Below are 26,617 nucleotides of genomic sequence, written 5' to 3'. Positions count from 1 at the left end.
CCCGTCTGCCATAGTCGGGGACGCGACCTCCTCCGACCCGAGCCAGGTCCCCTGTGCGGCCGTGGACACACCCCCCATTCCACGGCCCCCTCAGAAGCCCCCGACACGCCAGCACCCAGGCGGACCGGGGGCTTCTGCGTGTCAGTGGTCGGCGGTGCGCATCTCGAACCAGGTGGTCTTCCCGCGCGGTAAGAGATCCACGCCCCACCGGTCGGAGAGCTTGTCCACCAGGAAGAGACCCCGCCCGCTGACGTCCATCTCACGAACGGGCATCAGGCACGGCAGCCCACGCGAGGGGTCGCGCACCTCGATCCGCACCCAGCCGCGGCGGCGCAGCATCCGCAGCCCGAAAACCCGCGCCCCGGTATGCCGCACCGCGTTGCCCACGAGCTCGGAGACCAGTAGCACACCGTATTCGGCGGCCTGTGGAGAAAGCTGCCACTGACGCAGCATCACACAGGAAGTGATGCGCCGGGCAGTGGCGGCGGACTCCGGACGGGAGGGCAGACGGACTTCGCCCTCCGTCGGATTTCCGAACAACTCCAGCGCCTTGAACGCCTGTTCGTCTTCGACGGCAGTCGTCCATCGCGCCGCTGTCGCGCCGCTGCGCTGTCGCGGCTGCTCCACACCCTCCAGGCCCGCCATGCCACCCATCATGGACGCACAGAACGCTCTCTGTGACCGTTCCGGCAGAATCCCTCTGCCGGAACCAGTCATTCCGCGCCGGTTCCCCGGCATATGCCAGGGGCAGAACGGAGCCCTGTTCAGCCATGCCCACCTGCGGCGGAGGCGGGAGGCCGAGTAATTGCACCAGCGGAGCGGGCGCCACGCCTTAAGGTTCTCTTAAGGTCCAGCTAATCCGCCCGCACGGATGAACGTACGCGCCCTTGTACGCAACTCACGCTGGGTCAGAGGAATTCGGCCTTGCCCGGACCCTCCTCCACGAAGCTGCGCATGCCGCGCTCGCGGTCCTCGGTGGCGAACAGCCCCGCGAACCAGGTCCGCTCGATCGTGAGCCCGGTGTCGATGTCCGTCTCCAGCCCCGCGTCCACGGACTCCTTGGCCGCCCGCAGCGCCAGCGCGGGCCCCTTGGCCAGCCGCGCCGCCCAGGCGCGCGCCTGCTCGTACACCTCGGCGGCGGGAACGACGCGGTCCACGAGACCGATGGCCAGGGCCTCCTCGGCCTTCACCTGACGGCCCGTGAAGATCAGGTCCTTGGCCTTGGACGGCCCCACCAGCCGGGCCAGGCGCTGGGTGCCCCCGGCGCCCGGGATCAGCCCCAGCAGGATCTCCGGCTGGCCGAGCTTCGCGTTCTCCGCGGCGATCCTGAAGTCGGCGCAGAGCGCGAGCTCGCAGCCCCCGCCCAGGGCGTAGCCGGTGACGGCCGCGACCACGGGCTTGGGGATGCGCGCCACGGCGGTGAAGGACTCCTGCAGGGCCCTGGAGCGTACGACCATCGCCGTATGGTCCATCGCCTGCATCTCCTTGATGTCCGCGCCCGCCGCGAACACCTTCTCGCCGCCGTAGAGGATCACCGCCCGCACGTCGTCACGCCGGCCCGCCTCCTCGGCGAGCTCGCGCAGCCGGTCCTGGACGGCGACGTCCAGGGCGTTCATCGGCGGCCGGTCCAGCCGGATCGTGCCGACGTCGTCTTGTACTTCGAGGGTTACGGTCATGGGAGGCAGGTTAACCACGACTAACGGCGACGGGCCCGGTGCCGTTGGTCACAGCACCGGGCCCGCCCCCTGGAACGGATCTACTTGATCCACTCCGACCAGTCCATGTTCCAGCCGTTGAGGCCGTTGTCCGGCTGGATCACCTTGTCGTGGGAGTTCTTCACGACGATGACGTCCCCGATCAGGGAGTTGTCGAAGAGCCACGCGGCGGGCGTCTTGCTGTCCCAGGCGCCGCGCACGTCCCGCAGACCGACACAGCCGTGGCTGGTGTTGGTCGAGCCGAAGATGCTGGACGCACCCCAGTAGTTGCCGTGGATGAAGGTGCCCGAGGTCGACAGCCGCATCGCGTGCGGCACGTCCTTGATGTCGTACTCGCCGCCGAATCCGACGGTGTCGCCGTTCATCCGGGTCACCTTGAGCTTCTCGCTGATGACCATCTGACCGTTGTACGTGGTCGTGGCAGGGGCACCCGCGGAGATCGGGATGTCCTTGATCTGCTTGCCGTCACGGACCACCTTCATCCGGTGGGAGCTCGCGTCGACCGTGGAGACCTGGCTGCGGCCGATGGTGAACTTCACGGTCTTGGCCTGCTTGCCGTAGACCCCCGGCCGCCCCTCGACGCCGTCGAGGTCGAGCCGCACGGTCACCTTCGTGCCCGCCGCCCAGTACTTCTCGGGGCGGAAGTCGAGGCGGTCGTTGCCGAACCAGTGGGGCTCGACCTGCACGGCGGGCTCCGCCGTCACGCTGATCGCCTTCTCCACGGCCTCCGGTTCGGTGATCCCCCGGGTGAAGTGGATCGACACCGGCATGCCCACGCCGACGGTCGAGCCGTCCTCGGGGGTGTACTGACCGATGAAGGTGTTCTGCGGGACCAACGTCGTGAAGCTGGTGTCCTTCGCCGACTGGCGGCCCTTGTCGTCCTTGGCGACCGCGTGCACGGTGTACTTGGTGGCGGCGGCCAGGTGGCGGTCCGGCACCCAGCTGAGGCCGTCCGCGGCGATCTTGCCCTCGACCACCTTGCCCTTGGGGTCCGCGACCTTCACCGTGCTCAGCTTGCCGTTGGCCGCCGAGACCTTCAGCGCCCCGCTGGTCGCCACGTCGTCGGCGCCGTCCTTGGGCGCGATCGTCACCACCGCCTGCGAGGCACTGGTGTCGTCGACCTTCCCGCCCGGCCCCTTGCTGTCCTTGTCGGCGGCGTTACCGCTGCCCCCGCACGCGGTCACCAGCAACAGCAGCGCGCCCAGTACCAGCGCGAGGATGCCCCGGGTTCCGCGCCCGCGCCGTTCCCCGCCCGCGTCGGCCCATGCCCCCGATATCGGCTGCCCGTTCAATGTGGTCGTCTCCCCTCGCATGGCCTGGCCCCGCCATGGCCCGCACCCCCGCGCGCTGTATGTGCACGCTCGGCGCAAGATAATCACACCGCACGTAAGGAGGAGTTCCCCGGAATGTCACTGTTCGGTCCCAAGTCGCGCCGCACTGCCGGAGGGTGGTCCCGGAGGGCTCGCCTCCGGGACCTTCCCTGGTCGGGCGGGGGTCAGCGCAGGGCGGAGCCCGCCTTCCACCGCGGCCAGTCGATGTTCCAGCCGCCGAGGCCGTTGTCCGGGGCGACGATCTTGTCGGTGGAGTTGACCACCTCGACCACATCGCCCACGAGGGTGCGCTCGAAGAACCAGCCGGCCGGGGTGTCCGAGCTGCCGCCCTTCACGTCGCGGAGCCCGATGCAGCCGTGGCTGGTGTTCTCGGAGCCGAAGATGTCCGGGGACTCCCAGTAGTTGCCGTGCAGGAAGGTCCCCGACTTCGTCAGCCGGATGGCGTGGGGCACGTCCTTGATGTCGTACTCACCGCCGAAGCCGACGGTGCTGCCGTCCATGCGGGTCACGTCGTGCAGCTCGGAGACCACCATCTTCCCGTTGTACGTGGTCGTCTTCGCGGCGCCCGCGGTGATCGGCACCGTGCTGACGACCTCACCGTCGCGGCGTACCTCCATGGTGTGCGCCCGGGCGTCCACCACGGACGTCTGGGAGCGACCCACCTGGAAGGCCACCTTCTTCTGCTGGCTGCCGTACACCCCCGGCGCGCCCTCCACATCGCGCAGGCCGACGTCCACGGTCACCTCGGTGCCCGGCTCCCAGTAGCGGGCCGGGCGGAAGTCGAGCCGGTCCTTGCCGAACCAGTGGCCGACCACCTCGACCCGGGGTTCCGTGGTGATCCTGATGGCCTTCTCCACCGCGGCCCGGTTCTTGACGGGCCGGTTGAAGTCGAAGGAGACGATCATTCCGGTGCCCACGGTGGCCCGGTTCTCCGGCTTGAAGTAGCCGATGAACCGGTCCTTGGGGACCAGCGTGGTGAACGTGGTGCTGCGGGCCGAGCGATGGCCGTCCTCGTCGACGGCGACCGCCTCCACGCTGTACTTCCCGGCCAGCCCGAGCCGGTACTCGTCGTCCCGGGGGGCCCACGAACGGCCGTCCTCCGCGATCCGGCCCGGCACCTCCTGGTGTTCCGCGTCCTCCATCCGGGTCACCTTCACCCGCTCGAGCCGTCCGTCGGGGACGGTCACTCCGAGCCGGCCGTCGGCGCCGACGTTCTCGGCGCCGTCCTCGGGGACGATCCGGATGGCGTCGCCGGGTGACCGGTTGTCCCCGAAGAGCGACGTCGTCTCGGTGCAGCCCGTCAGTACGGCCGTCACGGTGAACAGTCCTGCCCATGTCAGCAGGGCGGCCGAACCCGCCCGTGCTCTCTTCGCTACGTGGTTCACGCTCCCCCCAACGACGTGGCCGCCCCGGGGAAACGTGAGTGCGGGCCCGCCGATGGGCAGAACAGAGGGGAGGACACCGCTCGGAAGGCCGCGGCCGGGACGCCGCGCACTCCTACGGCGGGTGGCCGCTCCTACGAGCCGCAGGAGGCTAGAGGTGTCGAGCACAGCCGAGCAGGAGGAAACGCCGCGTACGACGGGGAGAGTGGTGGCGGCCCGGCCGACCGTGAAGGGCGAAGGAGACGAACCACCCGTATGGCCGGGTGCCCCGATGCCGTTGGGAGCACGCTTCCGGGTGGGGCCGGACGGTGTGGCGGGCACCAACTTCGCCCTCTGGGCGGGTGGGGCCGAAGCCGTGGAGCTCTGCCTCTTCGACGAGCGGGGCACCGAGACCCGTCTCCCGCTGACCGAGCTGACCCATGAGATCTGGCACGGCTTCGTTCCCGGCATCGGCGCGGGACAGCGCTACGGCTACCGGGTGCACGGCCGCTGGGACCCCTGGACCGGCGCCCGTTGGAACGCGGCCAAGCTGCTCCTCGACCCGTACGCCCGTGCGGTGGACGGCTCGTTCACCCTGCCGCCCGAGGTGTACGGCCATGTGAGGGACTGGCCCGAGCAGCACGTCGCCGACACCGTGCGCGACGACCGGGACTCCGCGCCGTACGTCCCCAAGGCCGTCGTCGTGCATGACGACGACGACTGGGCGGAGGACCGCAGGCCCAAGACCCCGTGGGCGGACACGGTCATCTACGAACTGCACGTACGCGGCTTCACCAAGCTCCACCCGGACATCCCGCCCGAGCTGCGCGGCACCTACGCCGGACTCGCCCACCCCGCCGCGATCGGCCATCTCCGCCGCCTCGGTGTGACCGCCGTCGAACTGCTCCCGGTCCACCAGTTCGCCCACGAGGACCATCTGCTGCGGCGCGGACTGCACAACTACTGGGGCTACAACTCGATCGGCTACTTCGCCCCGCACGCGGGCTACGCGGCGAGCGGCACGGCGGGACAGCAGGTCGGCGAGTTCAAGCAGATGGTGCGCGCCCTGCACGACGCCGGGATCGAGGTGATCCTCGACGTGGTCTACAACCACACGGCGGAGGCCGGCGAGCTCGGCCCGATGCTGTCCCTGCGCGGCATCGACAACCGCGGCTACTACCGCCTCCAGCAGGACGCCCGCCGCTACGCGGACTACACCGGCTGCGGGAACACCCTGCACGTGGTGCAGCCGCAGGTCCTCCGGCTGATCACGGACTCGCTCCGCTACTGGGTGACGGAGATGGGCGTCGACGGCTTCCGCTTCGACCTGGCGGCGGCGCTCGCCCGCTCGATGCACGACGTGGACATGCTCTCCCCGTTCCTGGCGGTGATCGCGCAGGACCCGGTGCTGCGCCGGGTCAAGCTGATCGCCGAACCGTGGGACGTCGGCAACGGCGGCTACCAGGTGGGCGCGTTCCCGCCGCTGTGGACGGAGTGGAACGACCGCTACCGCGACGCCGTACGCGACTTCTGGCGCGGCGCCCTGCCCGACGTACGCGACATCGGCTACCGGCTCACCGGGTCGAGCGACCTGTACGCCTGGGGCGGCAGGCGGCCGTACGCCTCGGTCAACTTCGTCACCGCGCACGACGGTTTCACCCTGCGCGACCTGGTCAGCTACCAGAACAAGCACAACGAGGCCAACGGCGAGGGCAACCGGGACGGCACGAACGACAACCGCGCCTGGAACGGCGGCGCCGAGGGCGAGACCGACGATCCGGACGTCAACGCCCTGCGCCTGAGGCAGCTGCGCAACCTCCTGACCACGCTCCTCCTGTCGACCGGGGTGCCGATGCTGGTGGCGGGCGACGAGATGGGACGTACGCAGGGCGGGAACAACAACGCCTACTGCCAGGACAACGAGGTCAGCTGGCTGGACTGGTCGCTCCTGGAGGAGCCCCGCTGGCGGGGGCTGACCGAGCTGACCGCCCGGGTCCTGGCCCTGCGCCACCGCCATCCGGTGCTGCGCCGCCGCGCCTTCTTCGCCGGTACGCCGCAGGCCCCGGACGGCCTGCGGGACCTGGCCTGGTTCACCGCGCAGGGCGCGGAGATGACGGAGGGCGACTGGTACGCACCGGCCGCGACGCTCGGGCTCTACCTCTCCGGGCGTGACATCCCGGGCCGGGACGCCCGGGGCGAACAGATCACCGACGACAGCTTCCTGGCGGTCCTGCACGCGGACCACCGGCCCTGCGCGTTCCGGCTTCCCGGCCCGCCCTGGGCCCAGGCCTACGAACTGGTGCTGGACACCTCGCGCGAGGAGCAGGCCACGGCCCCCGGCACGCTTCACCGGGGCGGCACGGAGCTCACGGTGGAGGGCAGGTCGGTGCTGCTGCTGCGGGTGGCGGAGTGAGGGGCGGGGCCGGGCCGGCCGGCCTCAGCCGAGGATGCCTCGCTCGTAGGCCACGGCGACGGCCGCCGCGCGGTCCCTCGCCCCCAGCTTGGCGAAGACATGGGTGAGGTGGGTCTTCACGGTCGCCTCGCTGATGAACAGCTCGGCGGCGATCTCCCGGTTCGAGGTGCCCTTGGCGACGAGCCGGAGCACCTCGCGCTCACGCGTGGACAGCGACTCCTGGCCGGGTCCGGCCGGGGTGCGCACCCGTGAGACGAGCCGGGAGGCGACGGCCGGCGAGAGCACGGTGCGGCCGTCGGCGGCGGCGCGTACGGCGGTGAACAGCTCGTCGCGGGGCGCGTCCTTGAGCAGATAGCCGGTCGCGCCCGCCTCGATGGCGGGCAGGGTGTCGGAGTCGGTGTCGTAGGTGGTGAGGACGAGCACCTTGGAGCGGGCACCGAGCCGGGCGAGCTCGGCGATGGCGGCCACACCCCCGCCGCCCGGCATCCGCAGGTCCATCAGCACGACGTCGGGGTCGAGGCGGGTGGTGAGCTCGACGGCGGCCACTCCGTCGGCGGCCTCGCCGAGCACCTCGAAGCCGGGGGCCGAGGCGAACATGCCGCGCAGGCCGTCCCGTACGACCGGGTGGTCGTCGACGACGAGGAGGGTGATGACGCGCGCGTTTCCAGGGGCATCGGTCATATCGGCTCCAGGCTACGTCCGTTCAGATGCGCCGGACCAGCGGTACCCGGGCGGACACGGCGGTGCCCATGCCGGGCTCGGACTCCACCTCGACGGTACCCGCGATCCGCCCGGCACGGGCCCGCATCCCGCCGAGGCCGAAGCCGCCCGTGCCGCTGTGCGGGTGCGGGGCGGCCGGGTCGAAGCCGCAGCCGTCGTCGCGTACGTCCAGGGTGATCTCGTCGCCCATGTAGGAGAGGGTGACGCCGGTCCGTGCCGCCCCGGCGTGCCGGGCGGCGTTGGCGAGGGCTTCCTCCGCGATACGGAGCAGGGTGGCCCCGACCTCGTCGTGGAGCGGCTCGACGGTGCCCGTGACGGTGAAGTCCGCGCGCACACCGGTCCGTTCCGCCCACGCGCCGACCGTCTTCTTCAGCGCTCCGGGCAGGGTGTCGTGCTCCAGGGCGACGGGCACGAGGTTGTGCACGGAGCGGCGGGCCTCGCCGAGGCTGTGACGGGCGAGCCCTGCCGCGCGGTCGAGGTGCTCACGGGCCACTGCGGGGTCCGCGGTCGAGGTGACGGCCTGGAGCTGGGCGATGATCCCCGTCAGGCCCTGCGCGAGGGTGTCGTGGATCTCGGCGGCGAGCCGCCTGCGCTCGTCGGCCACGCCGGCCTCCCGCGCCTGGATCAGCAGCTGGGCGTGCAGGATGGCGTTCTCGGCGAGGGCCTGTTCCAGACGGGTGTTGGCGAGTTCCAGCTCGGTGATGGTTTCGGTCTGCCGCTCGGTCCGCTCCGTCTCCCGGGCGCTGATGTTGCCGAAGAGCAGGGCGAGGGAGAAGTGCAGGACGAACAGTGCCCCGAAGGCCACCCAATGGGTAGGTGAGGCCGGGGGCATGCCGCTGCCGGACTGGGAGCCCGCCATGGTGACGGCGGTGCACAGCAGGCCGGCGCGCACGAAGCGTTTCGGCAGTAGGTCACCGACATCGAAGTAGCCGGAAATGGCGTAGATGGAGAAGAACGGGTTGTTCCAGCAGAGGGCGAAGGCGATCAGCGTCCGCAGCGCGTAGTAGCTCCGGGCGGCGGCCCCGCGCGCGGGGGCCCCGGACCTGGACCGGCCCCACCACAGCTGGAGCGCGCAGGCCGCCGCGACGAGGGCGGCCGTGGCGTACCGGTCGGCTTCGGACATTCCGACGAGGTCGGCGGAGAGCACGGCCATCAGGAGGCCGATGCCGAGCAGCGTGTTCGGGCCGTGTCGGTAGAACTGCTCCCAGCGCTGCTCGACCGTCATACCGCTGCCCATGACGCCCCCTCCCCCGGCCCCGCCCGTGCTCCAGTCTCCCTCGCGCGCGGTGCCCGGGTCACTCCCAGCGGAAGAGCCGGGTCGAGGCCGTGCCCAGCACCGCGGTCCACACCACCATGACGCCGAGGTGCGCGACGCCCGGCCAACTCCCGGAGGCCGCCTGGTCCAGGGCCTGGGACGCGGCGCCGAACGGGGTGAGCTCGACGATCCGGCGGAGCAGGTCCGGCATGGTCTGGACGGGCACCCAGACCCCGGCGGTGAACATCATCAGGAGGTAGGCCACCGAACCGACGGCGGTCGCGACCTTGGACGTCCGGGACAGTGCGCAGATGGTCGCGCCGAGGGCGAGGACGCAGGCGACGGCGAGGAGAAGGGCCAGCAGATAGCCGAACGCCTGCCCCGGCAGCCGTACGCCGAAAGCGATCCGTCCGACGGCCATGACCAGCACCGCCGAGCCGAGCGAGGCCGCGCCGTGCAGCACGATCTGTGCCGCGAGCAGGGCCGAGGGGCGCACCGGTGTGGCCGACATCCGGCGCAGGATGCCTCGTTCGCGGTAACCGGTGAGGACCGGCGGCATGGCCTGCAGACCGGCCATGATCATCGCCAGCAGGACGGCCACCGGTACGTACAGGTCGATGACGCTGCGGCCGCCGAGGGCGTCGTCGGCCTCCCGGAACGACGGGATCAGACCGAGGATCGTCATCAGGGCCGTCGGGAAGACGAGGATCCAGAACAGGCTGCCGGGTTCGCGCAGGAAGAGCCGGGTCTCCGTCCTGAGGACGGCGGCGAGCGGGGCCGGACGGGACGCGGTCGTGGCTACGGTCGTGGTCATGGTCATGATGCCTGTTCCGTGAGGTCGAGGAATACGTCGTCCAGGCCCGCCTCGGCGACGCGCAGCTGACGGGCGGTGATGCGGTGGCGGGCCAGCAGCGTGATCACGGCGTTGGCGGTGTCGTCCGTGCCGTGGATGACCACCCGCCCGCCGGGATCGGTCACGTCGACGGAGACGGCGCCCGGCAGCGCCTTGAGTTCGGGGTACGCGATCGGCTCCGAAGGGGTGAAGGAGATGGCGGTGGATCCCGCCGCTCCGCCGATCAGTCCGCCGGGGGTGTCGAGCGCCACGACGCGGCCCCTGTCGATCACCGCGACCCTGTCGCAGAGCCGCTGGGCCTCCTCCATGAAGTGGGTGACCAGGAGAACCGTCACCCCGCTGTCCCGGATCTCCTCGATGAGCCTCCAGGTGTCCCGGCGGGCCCGGGGGTCGAGGCCGGTGGTCAGTTCGTCCAGCACGACCACGCGCGGGTTCCCGATGAGGGCGAGAGCGATGAACAGGCGCTGCTTCTGGCCGCCGGACAGCTTGGCGAACCGGCGGTCGAGGTGGCTGTCGAGACCGAGCCGTTCGGCGAGCGCCTGCCGGTCGGCGGGGCGCGGGTAGAAGGCGCTGTAGAGCTCCAGCGCCTCACCCACCGTCAGCTTGGGCTGGAGCTCGCTCTCCTGGAGCTGGGCGCCCAGCATCCGGGTGACCTCGTCGCGGTCGACGGCGGGGTCGAGTCCTGCGACCCGGACCGTGCCCGAGTCGGGGACCCGCAGCCCCTCGACGCATTCGACGGTGGTGGTCTTGCCGGCTCCGTTGGGGCCGAGGATCCCGAAGATCTCCCCCTCGTCGACGGCGAAGCTCACCCCGTCGACCGCGGGGCGGCCGCCGTAGGCCTTGTGCACCCCGTGTACTTCGATGATTGCCATGCCCGTAAGGATTCCGGCGGGCGGCCGACGCCGGTATCCGCCGTCACGCCCGTACCGGCATCAGCCGATCGGTTGACCGGTCCCTCCGACCAGCGGCGTGTGACCGGAAAACCACGTGAGCGATGTCAGTGGTGAACCATAGGCTCGCTCCTGATGCCCGAGAAACCTGCAGAGCCCGCGGACCGGTCCGCCGTGCGCTCCCTCCTGCGACTGTGGCCCTATGTCAGACCGGTGCGTGTGCGCTGGATCAGCGCGGCGCTCGTGGCGGTTCTCGCGTCCTGTCTCGCGCTGGTGATCCCCCTGGTCCTGAAGTGGATGGTGGACGGTCCCGTCGCGGACCGCGATCCGGGCGGGGTATGGCTGGGGGCGCTCTGGCTGCTGCTGCTGGGGATCGTCGAGGCCGGGCTGTTCGGGCTCCGCCGGTGGCTGGTGGCCCGGCCGCTGGCCGGTGTCGAGGCGTCGATGCGCGCCGATCTCTACCGTCATCTCCAGCGGCTCCCGGTGGCGTTCCACGACCGCTGGCCCTCGGGGCAGTTGCTCTCACGCGGGACGACGGACCTGATGCTGCTGCGGATGTTCCTGGCCTTCCCGCTGACGTTCCTGCTGGTCAACGCCACGACGATTCTGGTCGGTTTCGTCATCCTGTTCGCCCAGGAGTGGTCGCTGGGGCTGGTGCTGCTCGCGCCCGCCGTCCCCCTGATGGTCCTGTGCTCGGTCTTCGAGACGAAGTACGCCCTGGTGGCGCGGAAGGCCCAGGACCAGGTCGGCGATCTGACGACGGTCGTGGAGGAGAGCGTGCTGGGCATCCGTATCGTCAAGGGCTTCGGCCGCAACCGCAGCCAGGCTCTGGCCTTCCGCGCGCTCGCGCAGCGGCTGCGCACCACGGAGCTGGGCAAGGCCCGGCTGCTCGCGGGGATCTGGGCGCTCATCACTGCCATCCCGGAGCTGGCGATCGGTGCGGCGCTGGTGCTCGGCACGATCGAGGTCGCGGACGGCGATCTGTCCGCGGGCACACTCGTCGCGTTCCTCTCGACGGCCCTGGCGCTGCGCTGGCCGGTCGAGTCGATCGGCTTCCTGCTGGCGATGAGCCAGGAGTCGGCGACGGCCGCCGACCGCTACTTCGAGGTCATGGACGTCGCGGAGGAGCCGGGGTCCGGGGCCCCGGGAGAGGCGGCCGGGACCGCCGGGCAGGGCATGGTCTTCGAGGGGGTGGAGTTCCGCTACCCCGACGCCGAGCCGGGTTCACCGCCGGTCCTGGCCCGCATCGACCTCCGGATCCGGCCCGGCGAGACCATGGCGCTGGTGGGTGCCACGGGTTCCGGGAAGACGACGCTGACGGCGCTCGTCCCCCGGCTGCACGAGGTCACCGGCGGCCGGATCCTGCTGGACGGCGAGGACATCGCCACCATGGAGCGGCCCCGGCTGCGCGAGCTGGTCTCGGTGGCCTTCGAGGAACCCACCCTCTTCTCGGCGACCGTCGGGGAGAACGTGCTGATGGGCGCGGAGGGCGCGGGCGAACAGGAGCTGCGCCGGGCCCTGTCGGTCGCGCAGGCCGACTTCGTGCGCGAGCTGCCGCAGGGCGTCGACACCCAGGTCGGCGAGCAGGGGCTGAGCCTCTCCGGGGGCCAGCGGCAGCGTCTCGCGCTGGCCCGCGCCGTGGTCGGCCGGCCGCGCTTCCTGGTGCTCGACGACCCGCTCTCCGCCCTGGACGTGCATACGGAGACGCTGGTGGAAGCGGCGCTGCGGCGGGTCCTGGAGGAGACGACGGCCGTGGTCGTCGCCCACCGGCCGTCGACGGTGATGCTCGCGGACCGGGTGGCCCTGCTGTCCGAGGGCCGGATCAGCGCCGTGGGCACCCATCAGGAACTCCTGCGCACCAACGCCGAGTACGCCTGGCTGATGTCCGGCGACCGGAGCACCGGCGTTCTCGCCCCCGAGGAGGGCAGCACCCGATGACCAGTACGACTGCCGCCGGACCCGCCCTCGACGACGAGGATCTCCCCGGGAGCGAGCCCGGTCCGGCCGGGGGTGACGGGGACGCGTTCGACGCCGACGCCCTGCCCGCTCCCCGGGGTGCCACCCGGGCGCTGCTGACGTCCCTGCTCGCACCGCTGCGGGCCAGGGTGCTCGTGGCCTCCCTCCTGCTGCTCGTCCAGCAGGCCGCCGTGCAGGCGGGGCCGCTGTTGGTCGCCTACGCCATCGACAGCGGGGTGCCCGCGTTCCGGGACCACGACTACGGCCCGCTGGCCGCCGTGGGCATCGGGTACGCGGTGTGCTCGGTCGGTGCGGGCCTGCTCCAGTACGCCTTCATCCGGGCGGCCGCCCGGATCAACCAGGACGTGCTGCTCGATCTGCGCGGGCGGATCTTCCGGCACGCGCAGGCGCTGAGTGTGGACTTCCACGAGCGCTACACCTCGGGCCGGCTGATCTCCCGCTCGACCACCGACGTGGAATCCCTGCGGGAGCTGCTGAGCGAGGGCCTGCAGGAACTCATCGGCGTGGTCCTGTCGTTCGTCTCGATCTCCCTGATGCTGCTCTGGCTCGACGTCGGCATCGGCGCCATCGCCGTGGCGTCCTTCGCCCCGCTGTATCTGCTGGTGCGGGCTTATCGGCGCCGGGCGGCCAAGGCGTACTCGGCGCGTTCGTCGGCGATCGCCGCGGTCATCGTGAAGTTCGCCGAGACGATGAACGGGATCCGCCCGGTGCAGGCGTTCCGCAGGGAGCGCGCCAACGACAAGGACTTCGCGGTGTTCAACCGCCGTCACGAGCGGAGGAACGGCGACGCGCTGCTGGAGATGGCCCGCTATGTCGTGGGCTCCCGGCTCGTCGCCAACACGGCGGTGGCGGCGATGGTGCTCTGGGGCGCCTACCGGGTGGCGTCGGACACGCTGGCGCTCGGCGTGCTGGCCGCGGCGGTGCTCTATCTGCGGCGGCTGTACGACCCGATCGACCGGCTCGCGATGTTCCTCAACTCCTACCAGTCGGCTGCCGCTTCACTGGAGAAGATCGCCGGTCTGCTGGCGCAGACCCCCTCGGTGCCCGAGCCCGTGGCCCCGAAGGTGCTGCCGGCCCTCACCGGTGAGCACCCGGGCCGGGAGGTCGTGTTCGACGGGGTGCGGTTCGCCTACCGCACGGGTGGCGAGGTCCTGCCGCGCTTCGATCTGACCCTGCCCGCGGGCCAGACCGTGGCCGTGGTCGGTTCGACGGGCGCGGGCAAGTCGACGCTGGCCAAGCTGCTGGCGCGCTTCTACGACCCGACGGAGGGCCGGGTCCTCCTGGACGGCGCCGATCTGCGCGACCTGGCGACGGCCGAACTCCGGCGGGGCGTGGTGATGGTGACCCAGGAGGCGTTCCTGTTCTCCGGGACGATCGCGGAGAACATCGCGATCGGCCGTCCGGAGGCGACGCCGGAGGAGATCGAGCACGCGGCCAAGGCCATCGGGGCGCACGACTTCATCAGCTCCCTGCCCGACGGGTACGACACGGACGTCCGCAAGCGGGGTGGCCGGATCTCCGCAGGCCAGCGCCAGCTGGTGGCCTTCGCGCGGGCGCTGCTCGCGGACCCGGCGGTGCTGATCCTCGACGAGGCCACGAGTTCGCTGGACATCCCCGGCGAGCGGGCGGTGCAGCGGGCGATGGACACGGTGCTGCACGGCCGCACGGCGGTGGTGATCGCGCACCGCCTGTCGACCGTGGAGATCGCGGACAGGGTCCTGGTGATGGAGCACGGGCGGATCGTGGAGGACGGCTCACCGGCCGAACTCATCGGCGGTACGGGTCGGTTCGCCGGCCTGCACCGCGCGTGGCGGGAGAGCCTGGCCTGAGGTCGCGTCCGCTCCCCCCGGTCCGGCTGCACCTCGCCGTTCCGGGGGCCCGAGTCCCGCACAGAGTGGTGGGCTTCGCCCCGGTGCCCGCCGGCGATCCGACCGTACCGAGTCCGGCCCGGACGGCGACCGTATGGACCGACCCGTGGCGGACGCTGGAGCTGAATCCGGACGGAACGATTGCCGCCGACGGCGTCTGCCACAGCCCCGACACGACCAGCCGTGAGAGCCTGACCGTGCCTCCTGACCGCGCCTCCGGGGTGAGACGACCGGGCGCGCCTGGCCCGTTGCGGCACATCGAGGGCTGACACCGTACGACGGGACCTCCCGCCCCCGGCCCGGAACCGGCCATACCCGCGGGCCGTCTCAGCCCGTGGTCCCGTCCGCTTCCCCGAGCGCACCCCGGCCACGGCGGGTACCGACGGAAACCCCTCTCTGCCCTGCGGTGTACGGCGGATGTCAATCTCAGCAACCTCCTGCGCCACACCGACGACACACGGCGAAACGTCCGCTTAACGAACATGACCATTCCGGCAACGGACGACTTCCGGCCAATGTGTTGACGCGGTCCTGACACACCCCTGTTCCGGCTGACACTCTTCCCCCGTTCTAGGCACCGCCTGCTCTGCCGGCCGGCTCACCCAGTCGGCCGTCGCCCCCCTCGCAGAAGGAGTCCGCGTGAGACCCACGCCCAGCCGTCGTGCCACCGCGACCGGCGCTCTGATTGCCGCAGCAGCCCTCCTCGCCGTCGGAATGCAGGGCGGTGCCGCAACGGCCGCCCCCGAAGCCGCGAGCGCCGCTCCCGTAGCCGCGGTGAAGGGCGCCGACCCCGGCGCGCTCCCCGCCAAGCTCTCCCCCGCCCAGCGCGCCGAACTGCTCCGCGAGGCCAACGCCACCAAGGCGGCCACCGCCGACGAACTCGGTCTCGGCGCCACGGAGAAGCTCGTCGTCCGCGATGTCGTCAAGGACGTCGACGGCACCACGCACACCCGCTACGAGCGCACGCTCGACGGTCTCCCCGTCCTCGGCGGCGACCTGGTCGTGGCCGAGTCGAAGTCCGGCACGACCGAGGGCGTCACCAAGGCGTCCAGGGCCACCGGCGCGCAGCTGAAGGCGGTCGGCACCACCGCGGACGTCGCACCGGCCACCGCCGAGAAGCAGGCGCTCACCGCGGCGCGGGCCGACGGCTCGAAGAGCACCGAGGCGAGCAAGGCCCCGCGCAAGGTCGTCTGGGCGGCGAGCGGGACCCCGCAGCTCGCGTACGAGACCGTGGTCGGCGGCCTCCAGCACGACGGCACCCCGAACGAGCTGCACGTCATCACGGACGCCACGTCGGGCGCCAAGCTCTTCGAGTGGCAGGCCATCGAGACCGGCACGGGCAACACGCAGTACAGCGGCCAGGTGACGCTGGGCACCTCGGGCTCCGGAAGCTCGTACAACCTGACCGACTCCGCGCGCGGCAACCACAAGACGTACAACCTGAACCGCGGGACGTCCGGCACCGGGACCCTGTTCTCCGGCCCCGACGACATCTGGGGCAACGGCAGCGCGTCGAACACGGAGACGGCCGCCGCCGACGCGCACTACGGCGCCGCGGAGACCTGGGACTTCTACAAGAACGTCATGGGCCGCACCGGCATCAAGGGCGACGGCGTCGGGGCGTACTCCCGTGTCCACTACGGCAACAGCTACGTCAACGCCTTCTGGTCCGACAGCTGCTTCTGCATGACGTACGGCGACGGCAGCGGCAACGCCGCGCCGCTGACCTCGCTCGACGTGGCGGCGCACGAGATGACGCACGGCGTCACCTCCAACACCGCCGGTCTCAACTACAGCGGTGAGTCGGGCGGTCTCAACGAGGCCACCTCGGACATCTTCGCGGCCGGCGTGGAGTTCTACTCCAACACCGCCACGGACCCGGGCGACTACCTCGTCGGCGAGAAGATCGACATCAACGGCGACGGCACACCGCTGCGTTACATGGACAAGCCCAGCAAGGACGGCGCGTCCAAGGACTCCTGGTACTCGGGCCTCGGCTCGGTCGACGTCCACTACTCCTCGGGGCCGGCGAACCACTTCTTCTACCTGCTCTCCGAGGGCAGCGGCGCCAAGACCGTCAACGGGGTCTCCTACGACTCCCCGACGTCCGACGGGCTCCCGGTGACCGGCATCGGCCGGGACAAGGCGCTGCAGATCTGGTTCAAGGCGCTCACCACGAAGTTCACCTCCACCACGAACTACGCCGCGGCCCGCACCGGCACCCTCGCCGTGGCCGGTGAGCTGTACGGCACCACGAGCGCCGAGTACACCGCGGTCGCCAACGCCTGGGCCGGCATAGCCGTCGGCTCCCGTCCCGGCGGCGGCGACCCCGACCCGGGCGGCACGGTCTTCCAGAACACGACCGTCAAGGCCATCGCCGACCGGAGCACCACCAGCTTCCCGGTCATCGTCAGCGGCATCACCGGCAATGCGCCCAGCGACCTGTCGGTGGCGGTGAACATCAGCCACACCTACCGCGGTGACCTCGTCCTCGACCTGGTCGCCCCGGACGGCACGGCGTACCGCCTGAAGAACTCCTCGTCGAGCGACTCCGCGGACAACGTGGTGGCGACCTACACGGTCAACGCCTCGTCCGAGACGGCCAACGGCACGTGGAACCTCAAGGTCCAGGACGTCTACTCGGGCGACACCGGCACCTTCAACAGCGTCAAGCTCACCTTCTGAGCACCGTACGACGCTGATCAGGGCGTCGCCACGGAACGCGCGGCAGCAGTGGAACAGCCCCGGGGAGCACCCTCCCCGGGGCTGTTCCGCGTGTCAGTGCGGGGAGTTCGCGTCCCGGCCGGGGATGTTCTGCTCGGCCCAGACGATCTTGCCGGACGCCGTCCGGCACGAACCCCAGCTGCGGCACAGCAGGTTGATGAGCTGGAGCCCCCTGCCGCCCTCGTCGCTCAGGTCGGCGTGCTGGATCTGCGGCAGGTCGGGCCCGGTGTCGGCCAGCTCCACCTGGAGCCGCTCGTCGCAGAGCAGCCTGAGCCGGCCGGGCCCGCCGCCGTAGCGCAGGGCGTTGCCGACCAGTTCGCTGACCACCAGCTCCGTCACATCGGCGAGTTCGTCCAGGCCCCACCGGGCGAGCTGCTCGGTGACCAGCTTGCGGGCGGTGGAGGCGGGGTTGCCCTCCGTGGGCAGGTCCCACTCCCGCAACCGGACGTCAGGAGTGAGCTCGTGGCCCCCCGCGACCAGCAGCACCGCCTCGTCGAACCGGCCGTCGTCCCGCCGCGGCGAGGTGAGCGGGCCACCGGCGTCGAGCTTCTCGGGCGCCATGGCCGACACGGAGGCGCGCAGCCCCTCCAGTTGTACGTCCACGTCGTCGGTGCGCGTCTTGATCAGCCCGTCCGTGTAGAACACGAGCCGGCCGCCGGCCGGTCCGCGCAGTCTCAGCGGGTCGTAAGGGATGACCCCGGCACCCAGCGGCGCTCCGACCGGCACGTCGGGATAGCGGGCGGTCCCGTCCGCTTCGACGAGCAGCGGCGGCGGATGGCCGGCGCTCGCGATCGTGTAGCTGGAGTCCGCCGGGTCGTAGACCGCGCACAGACACGTGGCGACCTGGTCGTCCTCCAGATCGCGGGTGGCCAGGTCCAGCCGGGCGAGGAGCCGGTCGGGGGCGATGTCCAGCATCATGAGCGTACGGGCGACGGTCCGCAGCCTGCCCATCGTGGCCGCGGCGGGCAGGCCGTGCCCGGTGACGTCGCCGACGACCAGCGCCGTACGCCCGCTGGGGAGCGCGACCACGTCGTACCAGTCACCGCCCACCCCGTGCGCGTCGACGGCCGGCGCGTAGTGGGCGTGCACCCGCAGTCCGGGGGTGTGCGGTGTGGCGCGCGGGAGCAGGGAGCGCTGGAGCGAGACGACATGCTCGCGCTCGCGTCCGTAGAGCCGCGCGTTGTCCATGAACACGGCCGCCATGGAGGCCAGCTGACCCGCCAGGTCCAGATCCACGCGGCTGAAGGGCGGGCTGTCACCGGCGCGTACGAAGTCGGCGGAGCCCAGCAGGACGCCACGGGCGGTCAGCGGCACGGCCATGTAGCTGTGGACACGCTGACGGCGCATCGCCTCCGCCGCGCTCGGCGTCGGCGCGACGCGCTCGTAGTCCTCCGGGGTCATCCGGCTGACCAGCACGGGCCGGCCGTTGCGCAGGCACTCGGTGGTCAGCAGTGTCTCGCGGCGTTCCCGGCGGTCGACCACCTCGCCCACCGGGGCCGGTTCGAGTCCGGCCAGCGCGTCGATGGCCCGCACCGCCATGGCACGGGTGACGGGCACCGCGGCGCCGGTGACGCGCTCGCCCTCCTCGCCGCGCAGCACGGACTCCAGCAGATCGACGGCGGCGGCGTCGGCCAGTCGCGGGACGCTGAATCCGGCCAGCTCCTGGGCCGTTCGCTCCAGGTCGAGCGTCGTGCCGATCCGGGTGCTCGCCTCGTTGAGCCAGCGCATCCGGGCCGCGTTGGTGAAGCGGTCCCCCCGAGGCGGTCCCGCGGGTTCCGGCCGGCGGATGTGCAACTGCCGTGATGAGCCGTTCTGCGCGGCCAGCCGACGGGTCAGGCGTCTCGCTCGGCCTCCGCCGCCGTTCACCGTGCTGACCTCCACTCGCGCCCGGTGGGACGCCTCGCTGTCGTGTCGGTGGCCTCAGGGCCACACCGGCAGGGCTGTCATGTTAGCGAGATCACGCCGAATGCACCCCTGCCGGTACCAGGTGGACCGCAGGACACACGGGTGGGCCCGGCGTGCTTGCGCGCCGGGCCCACCGTGAGCGGGGGAGTCAGCGCAGGAGCACCCCGCCGCCGTCGCCCGTGGACGCGTTCGGCACCGCGACCAGGCCCAGCTCCGCACCCGAGGCGAGCAGCCGGTGCGAGGGCAGGACACGCACGGTGTAGCCGTAGGGGCCCGTACGGTCGAGGGCGAGCGGACCCTCGTACAGCCAGCGTTCCTCCAGGTCGTGACCGCCCGCCGGCTTCAGCGGGTACGTCTGGGCCTCCGCGATCGCGTCCCCGGAGTCGACCCGGCCCGCGACCACCTGCACCTCCACGTCCTCCGGGTCGAGGCCGCCCAGAGCGATCCGGACCCGGAGCGCCAGGGTGGACCCCAGCTCGGCGGATCCGCCGACGACCGTGTCGGCGGCGGCCTCCACGTGGTCGACCGCCACCTGCGGCCAGGCCGCGCGGACCTTGGCCTTCCAGGCGGCGAGCTCGCGGGCGGCCGCCGGCTCCAGCGCCCGGCGCGACTGCGCCGCGGGGGCGTAGAGCCTTTCGACGTACTCACGCACCATGCGGCCCGCGAGGACCTTGGGGCCCAGGGTGACCAGGGTGCGGCGGACCATCTCGATCCACCGCTGGGGCAGGTCGTCGGCGTCGCGGTCGTAGAAGCGGGGGGCGACCCGGTCCTCGAGCAGCGCGTAGAGGGCGTTGGCCTCCAGCTCGTCGCGCCGCTCCTCGTCGGTGGCGGAGCCGTCGGCGGTGGGGATGGCCCAGCCGAAGTCGGGCTCGAACCACTCGTCCCACCAGCCGTCGCGCACGGAGAGGTTGAGGCAGCCGTTGAGCGCCGCCTTCATGCCGCTGGTGCCGCACGCCTCCAGGGGGCGCAGCGGGTTGTTGAGCCAGACGTCGCAGCCCGGGTAGAGCTTCTGGGCCATCCCCATGCCGTAGTCCGGCAGGAAGACGATGCGGTGGCGCACCCTCGGGTCGTCCGAGAACCGCACCAGCTCCTGGACGAGCCGCTTGCCACCGTCGTCGGCCGGGTGGGCCTTGCCGGCGACGACGATCTGGATCGGGTGTGTCGGGTGGAGCAGCAGCTCACGGAGGCGGTCGCGGTCGTGCAGCATCAGCGTCAGCCGCTTGTACGAGGGCACCCGGCGGGCGAAGCCGATGGTCAGCACGTCCGGGTCGAGCACTCCGTCGATCCAGCCCAGTTCGGCGGTGCCGGCGCCGCGACGGCGCCAGGAGGCGTAGAGACGCTTGCGCACCTCGGTGACGAGCTGCTCGCGCAGCCCTCTGCGGAGGTCCCAGATCTCGCGGTCGGGGACCGCGGTCACGGCGTCCCAGCGTCTGGGGGTACCCCCCGCGCCCGCCGTCCCGCCGTCGGCGCCGGCCTCGATGCCGACCTCGGCGCCGGCGAGGGCGTTCTCCGCGCGCTCGGAGCCGAACGCGCCCGCGCCGAGCCGGAGGACCTCGGGCGCGACCCAGGTCGGGGCGTGCACCCCGTTGGTCACCGAGGTGATCGGCACCTCGGAAGGGTCGAATCCCGGCCACAGCCCGGAGAACATCTCCCGGCTGACGGCTCCGTGCAGGGTGGAGACCCCGTTGGCGCGCTGGGCGAGCCGCAGCCCCATCACCGCCATGTTGAAGAGGTCGGGCTCACCTCCGGGGTAGGTCTCCATCCCGAGGCGCAGGATCCGCTCCACGCCGACCCCGGGCAGCTCCCCGTCGTCACCGAAGTGACGGGCCACGAGCTGCCGTTCGAAGCGGTCTATCCCGGCGGGTACCGGGGTGTGCGTGGTGAAGACGGTGCCGGCCCGTACGACCTCCAGGGCGGCGTCGAAGTCCAGCCCGGTCTCGGAGAGTTCCCGGATCCGCTCCAGGCCGAGGAATCCGGCGTGCCCCTCGTTGGTGTGGAACACCTCGGGGGCCGCGTGCCCGGTCAGCCGGCAGTAGGTGCGCACGGCGCGCACCCCGCCGATGCCGAGCAGCATTTCTTGCAGCAGCCGGTGGTCGCTGCCGCCGCCGTAGAGCCGGTCGGTGACGTCACGCTCGCCCGGTGCGTTCTCCTCGACGTCGGAGTCGAGGAGCAGCAGGGGGACGCGCCCGACCTGGGCCTGCCAGACCGAGGCGTACAGGGACCGGCCGCCGGGCAGGGCGAGCACCACCCTGCTGGGGGTGCCGTCGGCCTCCCGCAGGAGGGTGAGCGGCAGTTCGTTGGGGTCCAGGACGGGGTAGTGCTCCTGCTGCCAGCCGTCCCGGGACAGGCTCTGGCGGAAGTAGCCGTGCCGGTAGAGCAGGCCCACCCCGATGAGCGGTACGCCGAGGTCGCTGGCGGCCTTGAGATGGTCGCCGGCCAGGATGCCGAGCCCGCCCGAGTACTGGGGCAGCGCGGCGGTGACGCCGAATTCGGGTGAGAAGTAGGCGATGGCCGCGGGGAGCTCCGCGCCCCGGGAGAGCTGGTCCTGATACCACCTCGGGCCGCCGAGGTAGTCCCGGAGGCCCTCGGACACCTCGGTGAGCCGGCGCATGAAGTGCTGGTCCCCGGCCAGCTCGGCGAGGCGTGCGGCGGAGACGGCGCCGAGCAGACGCACGGGGTCGGCGTCCGCGGGCCGCCAGCCCTCCGGGTCGGCCGCCTTGAAGAGCTGTTGGGTCTCGGTGTGCCAGGACCAGCGCAAATTACGGGCGAGGTCGCTGAGCGGTCGCAGGGGTTCGGGGAGGACGGGACGCACGGTGAATCGACGAATGGCCTTCACGTATCCCACCTTTACAGGGGACGTACGGATCCGAGGGGACGCACGACGGTGGGCGCCCTCTCCGTCACCCTCGACGGTAGCGGTGTGCCGCCGTACGCGACCACGGCGCGCGACCGGCTCAGTGGGTACGGCGCGGGGCGGCCCACCCGCTCCCGTCCCCCGCGCTGCACCGCGCGCGCCCTCCCTCAGCCGGCTCCTGGATGCCCCCTGTCACCGGGGTCCCGCCGGCATCTCGGGCCCCTCTCGCCCCATGGGCCAGATGCGCCAGTTACGCACCCTTCTGTCACGGGCGATATGGCTGATTTCCTCACCTCACGCGGACTTGTGACACCCCGCACCTCAGGGAAGGCTGCGGGGGTGCCCGCTCGTCGGCCGGGGGACCGGCGCGCGGCCCACAGCGCGTGCTCCGGTTGCACCCAGGAGTTAACACACCGCCGGGTTGGCCACTCGAAAACGGTGGGAAGGCTCCCTCGGTAAGACCCCCGCGCTGCACATCCTCAGGTGCCCCGGTCGGAGCACGAATCCCCCGCGCGCCTGCCATTCGAGTGCCATTCGAGTGAACGCGGACAGGAGCGGCCATGCCCACAGCCCGCCAGCCCACAACCGAGCAGCTACAAAGGACGCAACCCCACCATCGCGGCGCGCGCGGTCAACCCTTCACGCCCACGTCGCGCGCCGTGCATGCCGAGCTCCGACCCCCAGGTGATTCCATGATCGGTCGCATTCCCGTCCTGGACGTCCGTCCGCTCGTCGACTGCGGCAGACGGCCCGCCAAAGCCGTCGCGGGTGAGACCTTCGAGGTCAGCGCCACCGTGTTCCGCGAGGGCCACGACGCCGTGGCCGCCAATGTCGTCCTGTGCGACCCGAGCGGACGGCCCGGCCCCTGGACGCCGATGCGCGAGCTGGCCCCGGGCACGGACCGGTGGGGCGCCGACGTCACCCCGGGGTCGGAGGGGCACTGGACGTACACCGTCGAGGCGTGGAGCGACCCGGTCACCACCTGGCGCTCGCACGCGCGGATCAAGATCCCGGCGGGCATCGACACCGCGCTGGTCCTGGAGGAGGGGGCCGAGCTGTACGCCCGCGCCGCCGAGGGCGTGCCCAAGAAGGACGGCCGCGAGGCGGTGCTGGCCGCCGTCGACGCGCTGCGCGACACGAAGCGCCCGGCGGCCTCCCGGCTCGCCGCAGCGCTGACCGCCGAGGTGGACGAGGCGCTCGGCCGGCATCCCCTGCGCGAACTGGTCACCACGTCCCGGCCACTGCCGCTGACCGTCGAGCGCCGGCGCGCCCTGTACGGCTCCTGGTACGAGATGTTCCCGCGCTCCGAGGGCGCCCGGCCGGAGCCGGCGGAGCCCCCGAAGCCCGCCCGGAAGCCACGGGCCACGAAGACCGCGAAGACGGCCGCCACCCGCAAGAAGGCCCCGGCGGCTGTCACCGAGCAGCTCCCGCCGCCGGCTCCCCGGATGCTCAGCGGCACGTTCCGGACCGCCGCCGAGCGACTTCCGGCCGTCGCCGCGATGGGGTTCGACGTCGTCTATCTCCCGCCGATCCACCCCATCGGCACCACCCACCGCAAGGGCCCCAACAACAGCCTCTCCCCCGGAGCGGACGATCCGGGAGTGCCCTGGGCGATCGGTTCGGCCGAAGGCGGGCACGACGCCGTCCATCCGGATCTCGGCACGATCGAGGACTTCGACCACTTCGTCGCGACGGCCCGCACGCTGCGGATGGAGATCGCGCTGGACTTCGCCCTCCAGTGCTCCCCGGACCACCCCTGGGTGACGGAGCATCCGGAGTGGTTCCACCACCGCGCCGACGGGACCATCGCCTACGCCGAGAACCCGCCCAAGAAGTACCAGGACATCTATCCGATCGCGTTCGACAAGGACCTGCCCGGGATCGTCGCGGAGACCGTGCGCATCCTGCGGTACTGGATGGAGCACGGCGTACGGATCTTCCGCGTCGACAATCCGCACACCAAGCCGGTGGTCTTCTGGGAGAAGGTGATCGCCGACATCAACCGCACCGACCCGGACGTGATCTTCCTGGCCGAGGCCTTCACCCGCCCCGCGATGATGCGCACGCTGGCCTCGGTCGGCTTCCAGCAGTCCTACACGTACTTCACCTGGCGTAACACGAAGCAGGAACTCACCGAGTACGTCATGGAGCTCTCGGGCGAGAGTTCCTCGTACATGCGGCCCAACTTCTTCGTGAACACGCCCGACATTCTTCCCGGTTACCTGCAGGACGGCGGCCGTCCCGCCTTCGGTGCCCGGGCCGTGCTGGCTGCGACGCTGTCCCCCTCCTGGGGCGTGTACGCGGGCTTCGAGCTGTACGAGAACACCCCGGTGCGTCCCGGGAGCGAGGAGTACCAGGACTCCGAGAAGTACCAACTCAGGCCCAGGGACTGGGAGTCGGCGGAACGTGAGGGCCGCTCGCTCGCTCCCCTGATCACCTCCCTCAACAGGATCCGGCGTCGCCATCCGGCGCTCCAGCAACTGCGCGACGTCCACTTCCACTCGGTCGACAACGAGGCGCTGATCGCGTACAGCAAGCGCTCGGGTTCGGACATCGTTCTGGTGGTCGTCAACCTCGACCCTCACCACACCCAGGAGGCCACGGTCTCGTTGGACATGCCGCGTCTCGGCCTCGACTGGCACGAGAGCGTGCCGGTGCGCGACGAGCTCACCGGCGACACCTATCACTGGGGCAGGGCCTTCTATGTGCGTCTGGAGCCGGGTGTCACACCCGCGCACATCGCGGTCCTGCGACCGTCCCCGCCGACCGGAGGGTCACCCACACCATGATCGTCAATGAGCCTGTCCACGACCTGTTCGAGGACACTCCCGCCAAGGACCGCGATCCCGACTGGTTCAAGCGCGCCGTCTTCTACGAGGTACTCGTGCGGTCCTTCCAGGACTCGAACGGGGACGGCGTCGGTGACCTCAAAGGCCTCACCGCCAAGCTGGACTATCTGCAGTGGCTGGGCGTCGACTGCCTGTGGCTGCCACCGTTCTTCAAGTCACCTCTGCGCGACGGTGGTTACGACGTATCCGACTACACGGCCGTGCTGCCCGAATTCGGCGACCTCGCCGACTTCGTGGAGTTCGTCGACGCCGCGCACCAGCGCGGCATGCGCGTGATCATCGACTTCGTCATGAACCACACGAGCGACCAGCACGACTGGTTCCAGCAGTCCCGCACCGACCCGGACGGGCCGTACGGCGACTACTACGTCTGGGCCGACGACGACAAGCAGTTCCCGGACGCGCGGATCATCTTCGTCGACACGGAGACGTCCAACTGGACCTTCGACCCGGTCCGCAAGCAGTACTACTGGCACCGGTTCTTCTCGCACCAGCCCGATCTCAACTACGAGAACCCGGCGGTGCAGGAGGAGATCATCTCGGCCCTGCGCTTCTGGCTGGACCTCGGCATCGACGGCTTCCGCGTCGACGCCGTGCCCTACCTCTACCAGCGCGAAGGGACGAACTGCGAGAACCTCCCGGAGACCCACGGCTTCCTCAAGCGGGTCCGCAAGGAGATCGACGCCAACTACCCGGACACCGTGCTGCTGGCCGAGGCCAACCAGTGGCCGGAGGACGTCGTCGACTACTTCGGCGACTACACGGCCGGCGGCGACGAGTGCCACATGGCTTTCCACTTCCCGGTGATGCCCCGCATCTTCATGGCCGTACGGCGTGAGAGCCGCTACCCGGTCTCGGAAATCCTGGCGAAGACCCCGGCGATCCCGTCGGGCTGCCAGTGGGGCATCTTCCTGCGCAACCACGACGAGCTCACGCTCGAGATGGTCACGGACGAAGAGCGCGACTACATGTACGCGGAGTACGCCAAGGATCCGCGGATGCGGGCCAACATCGGCATCCGCCGGCGTCTCGCGCCGCTCCTGGACAACGACCGCAACCAGATCGAGCTGTTCACGGCGCTGTTGCTGTCCCTGCCCGGCTCCCCGATCCTCTACTACGGGGACGAGATCGGGATGGGCGACAACATCTGGCTGGGCGACCGTGACGCCGTGCGCACCCCGATGCAGTGGACGCCCGACCGCAACGCCGGTTTCTCCTCCAGCGACCCGGGGCGGCTCTACCTCCCCACGATCATGGATCCGGTCTACGGCTACCAGGTCACCAACGTCGAGGCGTCGATGGCCTCGCCGTCGTCGCTGCTGCACTGGACGCGGCGGATGATCGAGATCCGCAAGCAGAATCCCGCCTTCGGTCTCGGTTCGTACAGCGAACTGCCGTCGTCGAACCCCGCGGTGATCGCGTTCACCCGCGAGTACAAGGACGATCTCGTGATGTGCGTCCACAACTTCTCGCGGTTCGCGCAGCCGACCGAGCTCGATCTGCGGGCCTTCGACGGGCGTCATCCGGTGGAGCTGATCGGCGGGGTGAGTTTCCCCGCTGTAGGTCAGTGGCCCTACCTGCTGACTCTCGCGGGGCACGGCTTCTACTGGTTCCGGCTGCGGAAGGACGCTCCGGTCGGCTGACCAGAGACGGCGGACGGCTGACGGCGCCTCACCTCCGGGGCGCCACCCGCGGGGCGGTTTCCGCCGCCCCGCACGGGGCACCCTCCCCCATATCGAGCACTTCCCGGCTCCTCCGGGCACTTGTGGCCCATTGATCGAGCATTTGATCGAGTCCCTACGGACTTTTCCTCACCCGACACGTCCCGCACAGCCGGACAGCCATTGCCGCAATCCGGGACACTCTTCGCATCCTGTGGTGTGCCCGGGGAAAGGACGCGAT

The 26,617-nt window shown here is 71.0% G+C and carries 16 protein-coding genes; 6 read left to right on the top strand and 10 right to left on the bottom strand.

The annotated features are described in order from the left end of the window. Positions 1 to 141 precede the first annotated feature (141 nt). The 4 genes from ACIBCU_RS11440 to ACIBCU_RS11425 all read right to left on the bottom strand — a co-directional run bounded on the left by ACIBCU_RS11440 (position 142) and on the right by ACIBCU_RS11425 (position 4,431). Positions 142 to 657 carry an ATP-binding protein gene (locus ACIBCU_RS11440; RefSeq protein WP_362931694.1) on the bottom strand — a complete coding sequence of 172 codons (516 nt, stop codon included), beginning with the start codon at positions 655 to 657 and terminating at the stop codon, positions 142 to 144. A gap of 251 nt (positions 658 to 908) precedes the next feature. Next, complete coding sequence (locus ACIBCU_RS11435; protein WP_104789264.1) at positions 909 to 1,676, bottom strand: enoyl-CoA hydratase/isomerase family protein; 768 nt, start codon at positions 1,674 to 1,676, stop codon at positions 909 to 911. An 80-nt stretch (positions 1,677 to 1,756) separates the two neighbouring features. Next, positions 1,757 to 3,007 carry an Ig-like domain-containing protein gene (locus ACIBCU_RS11430; RefSeq protein ID WP_399230764.1) on the bottom strand — a complete coding sequence of 417 codons (1,251 nt, stop codon included), beginning with the start codon at positions 3,005 to 3,007 and terminating at the stop codon, positions 1,757 to 1,759. Between the two features lie 203 nt (positions 3,008 to 3,210). Further along, on the bottom strand, positions 3,211 to 4,431 hold the full coding sequence (locus tag ACIBCU_RS11425) for an Ig-like domain-containing protein (RefSeq protein ID WP_399230762.1): 1,221 nt from the start codon (positions 4,429 to 4,431) through the stop codon (positions 3,211 to 3,213). A gap of 154 nt (positions 4,432 to 4,585) precedes the next feature. On the opposite strand from ACIBCU_RS11425, the gene glgX reads away from it, so the two are divergent. Further along, positions 4,586 to 6,820, top strand: coding sequence for a glycogen debranching protein GlgX (gene glgX / locus ACIBCU_RS11420; RefSeq protein WP_399230760.1), 2,235 nt, complete (start codon positions 4,586 to 4,588; stop codon positions 6,818 to 6,820). Between the two features lie 24 nt (positions 6,821 to 6,844). Here glgX and ACIBCU_RS11415 read toward each other — a convergent pair whose 3' ends face one another. Genes ACIBCU_RS11415 through ACIBCU_RS11400 form a run of 4 tightly spaced genes read right to left on the bottom strand, consistent with a single transcriptional unit; the run spans position 6,845 to position 10,520 of the window. Further along, entirely contained in the window at positions 6,845 to 7,501 is a 657-nt protein-coding gene (locus ACIBCU_RS11415; RefSeq protein WP_399230758.1) for a response regulator, read from the bottom strand. Positions 7,502 to 7,523: 22 nt separating this feature from the next. After that, positions 7,524 to 8,777 (bottom strand): sensor histidine kinase, encoded by a 1,254-nt coding sequence (locus ACIBCU_RS11410; RefSeq protein ID WP_399230756.1) that lies wholly within the window; start codon positions 8,775 to 8,777, stop codon positions 7,524 to 7,526. A gap of 58 nt (positions 8,778 to 8,835) precedes the next feature. Beyond that, positions 8,836 to 9,609, bottom strand: a complete 774-nt coding sequence (locus ACIBCU_RS11405; protein ID WP_362931684.1) for an ABC transporter permease — start codon at positions 9,607 to 9,609, stop codon at positions 8,836 to 8,838. Between the two features lie 2 nt (positions 9,610 to 9,611). Then, complete coding sequence (locus ACIBCU_RS11400; RefSeq protein WP_362931682.1) at positions 9,612 to 10,520, bottom strand: ABC transporter ATP-binding protein; 909 nt, start codon at positions 10,518 to 10,520, stop codon at positions 9,612 to 9,614. Between the two features lie 153 nt (positions 10,521 to 10,673). On the opposite strand from ACIBCU_RS11400, the gene ACIBCU_RS11395 reads away from it, so the two are divergent. From ACIBCU_RS11395 to ACIBCU_RS11385, 3 genes are all read left to right on the top strand, one after another. Further along, entirely contained in the window at positions 10,674 to 12,476 is a 1,803-nt protein-coding gene (locus tag ACIBCU_RS11395; protein WP_362931680.1) for an ABC transporter ATP-binding protein, read from the top strand. Next, positions 12,473 to 14,344 carry an ABC transporter ATP-binding protein gene (locus tag ACIBCU_RS11390; protein ID WP_399230753.1) on the top strand — a complete coding sequence of 624 codons (1,872 nt, stop codon included), beginning with the start codon at positions 12,473 to 12,475 and terminating at the stop codon, positions 14,342 to 14,344. Before ACIBCU_RS11395 ends, ACIBCU_RS11390 begins: the two co-directional genes overlap by 4 nt. 678 nt (positions 14,345 to 15,022) lie before the next feature. Next, the gene (locus ACIBCU_RS11385; protein WP_399230751.1) at positions 15,023 to 17,068 is read left to right on the top strand and encodes a M4 family metallopeptidase; all 2,046 of its coding nucleotides are present in this window, start codon (positions 15,023 to 15,025) and stop codon (positions 17,066 to 17,068) included. A gap of 93 nt (positions 17,069 to 17,161) precedes the next feature. Here the strand turns inward: ACIBCU_RS11385 and ACIBCU_RS11380 are convergent, their stop codons facing one another. Both ACIBCU_RS11380 and glgP read right to left on the bottom strand, forming a co-directional pair. After that, positions 17,162 to 18,973 (bottom strand): SpoIIE family protein phosphatase, encoded by a 1,812-nt coding sequence (locus ACIBCU_RS11380; protein WP_399230908.1) that lies wholly within the window; start codon positions 18,971 to 18,973, stop codon positions 17,162 to 17,164. 187 nt (positions 18,974 to 19,160) lie between these two features. Continuing rightward, positions 19,161 to 21,848 (bottom strand): alpha-glucan family phosphorylase, encoded by a 2,688-nt coding sequence (glgP, locus tag ACIBCU_RS11375; protein WP_362931672.1) that lies wholly within the window; start codon positions 21,846 to 21,848, stop codon positions 19,161 to 19,163. 710 nt (positions 21,849 to 22,558) lie between these two features. On the opposite strand from glgP, the gene ACIBCU_RS11370 reads away from it, so the two are divergent. Further along, positions 22,559 to 24,655: an alpha-1,4-glucan--maltose-1-phosphate maltosyltransferase gene (locus ACIBCU_RS11370; protein ID WP_362931670.1), complete on the top strand. Its 2,097-nt coding sequence runs from the start codon at positions 22,559 to 22,561 to the stop codon at positions 24,653 to 24,655. Beyond that, positions 24,652 to 26,358: a maltose alpha-D-glucosyltransferase gene (gene treS / locus ACIBCU_RS11365; RefSeq protein WP_362931668.1), complete on the top strand. Its 1,707-nt coding sequence runs from the start codon at positions 24,652 to 24,654 to the stop codon at positions 26,356 to 26,358. The genes ACIBCU_RS11370 and treS overlap by 4 nt, the downstream gene beginning before the upstream one ends. Positions 26,359 to 26,617: the final 259 nt, after the last annotated feature.

This window comes from Streptomyces sp. NPDC051064 (genome assembly GCF_044455985.1).
Lineage (GTDB): Bacteria > Actinomycetota > Actinomycetes > Streptomycetales > Streptomycetaceae > Streptomyces.
This window is presented reverse-complemented; position numbering and strand designations above follow the sequence as displayed.

Coding starts and splice junctions, on each gene's coding strand:
- ACIBCU_RS11390 (WP_399230753.1), top strand. CDS start 12,473: ATGACCAGTACGACTGCCGCCGGACCCGCCCTCGACGACGAGGATCTC.
- ACIBCU_RS11395 (WP_362931680.1), top strand. CDS start 10,674: ATGCCCGAGAAACCTGCAGAGCCCGCGGACCGGTCCGCCGTGCGCTCC.
- ACIBCU_RS11415 (WP_399230758.1), bottom strand. CDS start 7,501: ATGACCGATGCCCCTGGAAACGCGCGCGTCATCACCCTCCTCGTCGTC.
- treS (WP_362931668.1), top strand. CDS start 24,652: ATGATCGTCAATGAGCCTGTCCACGACCTGTTCGAGGACACTCCCGCC.
- ACIBCU_RS11440 (WP_362931694.1), bottom strand. CDS start 657: ATGATGGGTGGCATGGCGGGCCTGGAGGGTGTGGAGCAGCCGCGACAG.
- ACIBCU_RS11400 (WP_362931682.1), bottom strand. CDS start 10,520: ATGGCAATCATCGAAGTACACGGGGTGCACAAGGCCTACGGCGGCCGC.
- ACIBCU_RS11410 (WP_399230756.1), bottom strand. CDS start 8,777: ATGGGCAGCGGTATGACGGTCGAGCAGCGCTGGGAGCAGTTCTACCGA.
- ACIBCU_RS11405 (WP_362931684.1), bottom strand. CDS start 9,609: ATGACCACGACCGTAGCCACGACCGCGTCCCGTCCGGCCCCGCTCGCC.
- ACIBCU_RS11370 (WP_362931670.1), top strand. CDS start 22,559: ATGATCGGTCGCATTCCCGTCCTGGACGTCCGTCCGCTCGTCGACTGC.
- ACIBCU_RS11435 (WP_104789264.1), bottom strand. CDS start 1,676: ATGACCGTAACCCTCGAAGTACAAGACGACGTCGGCACGATCCGGCTG.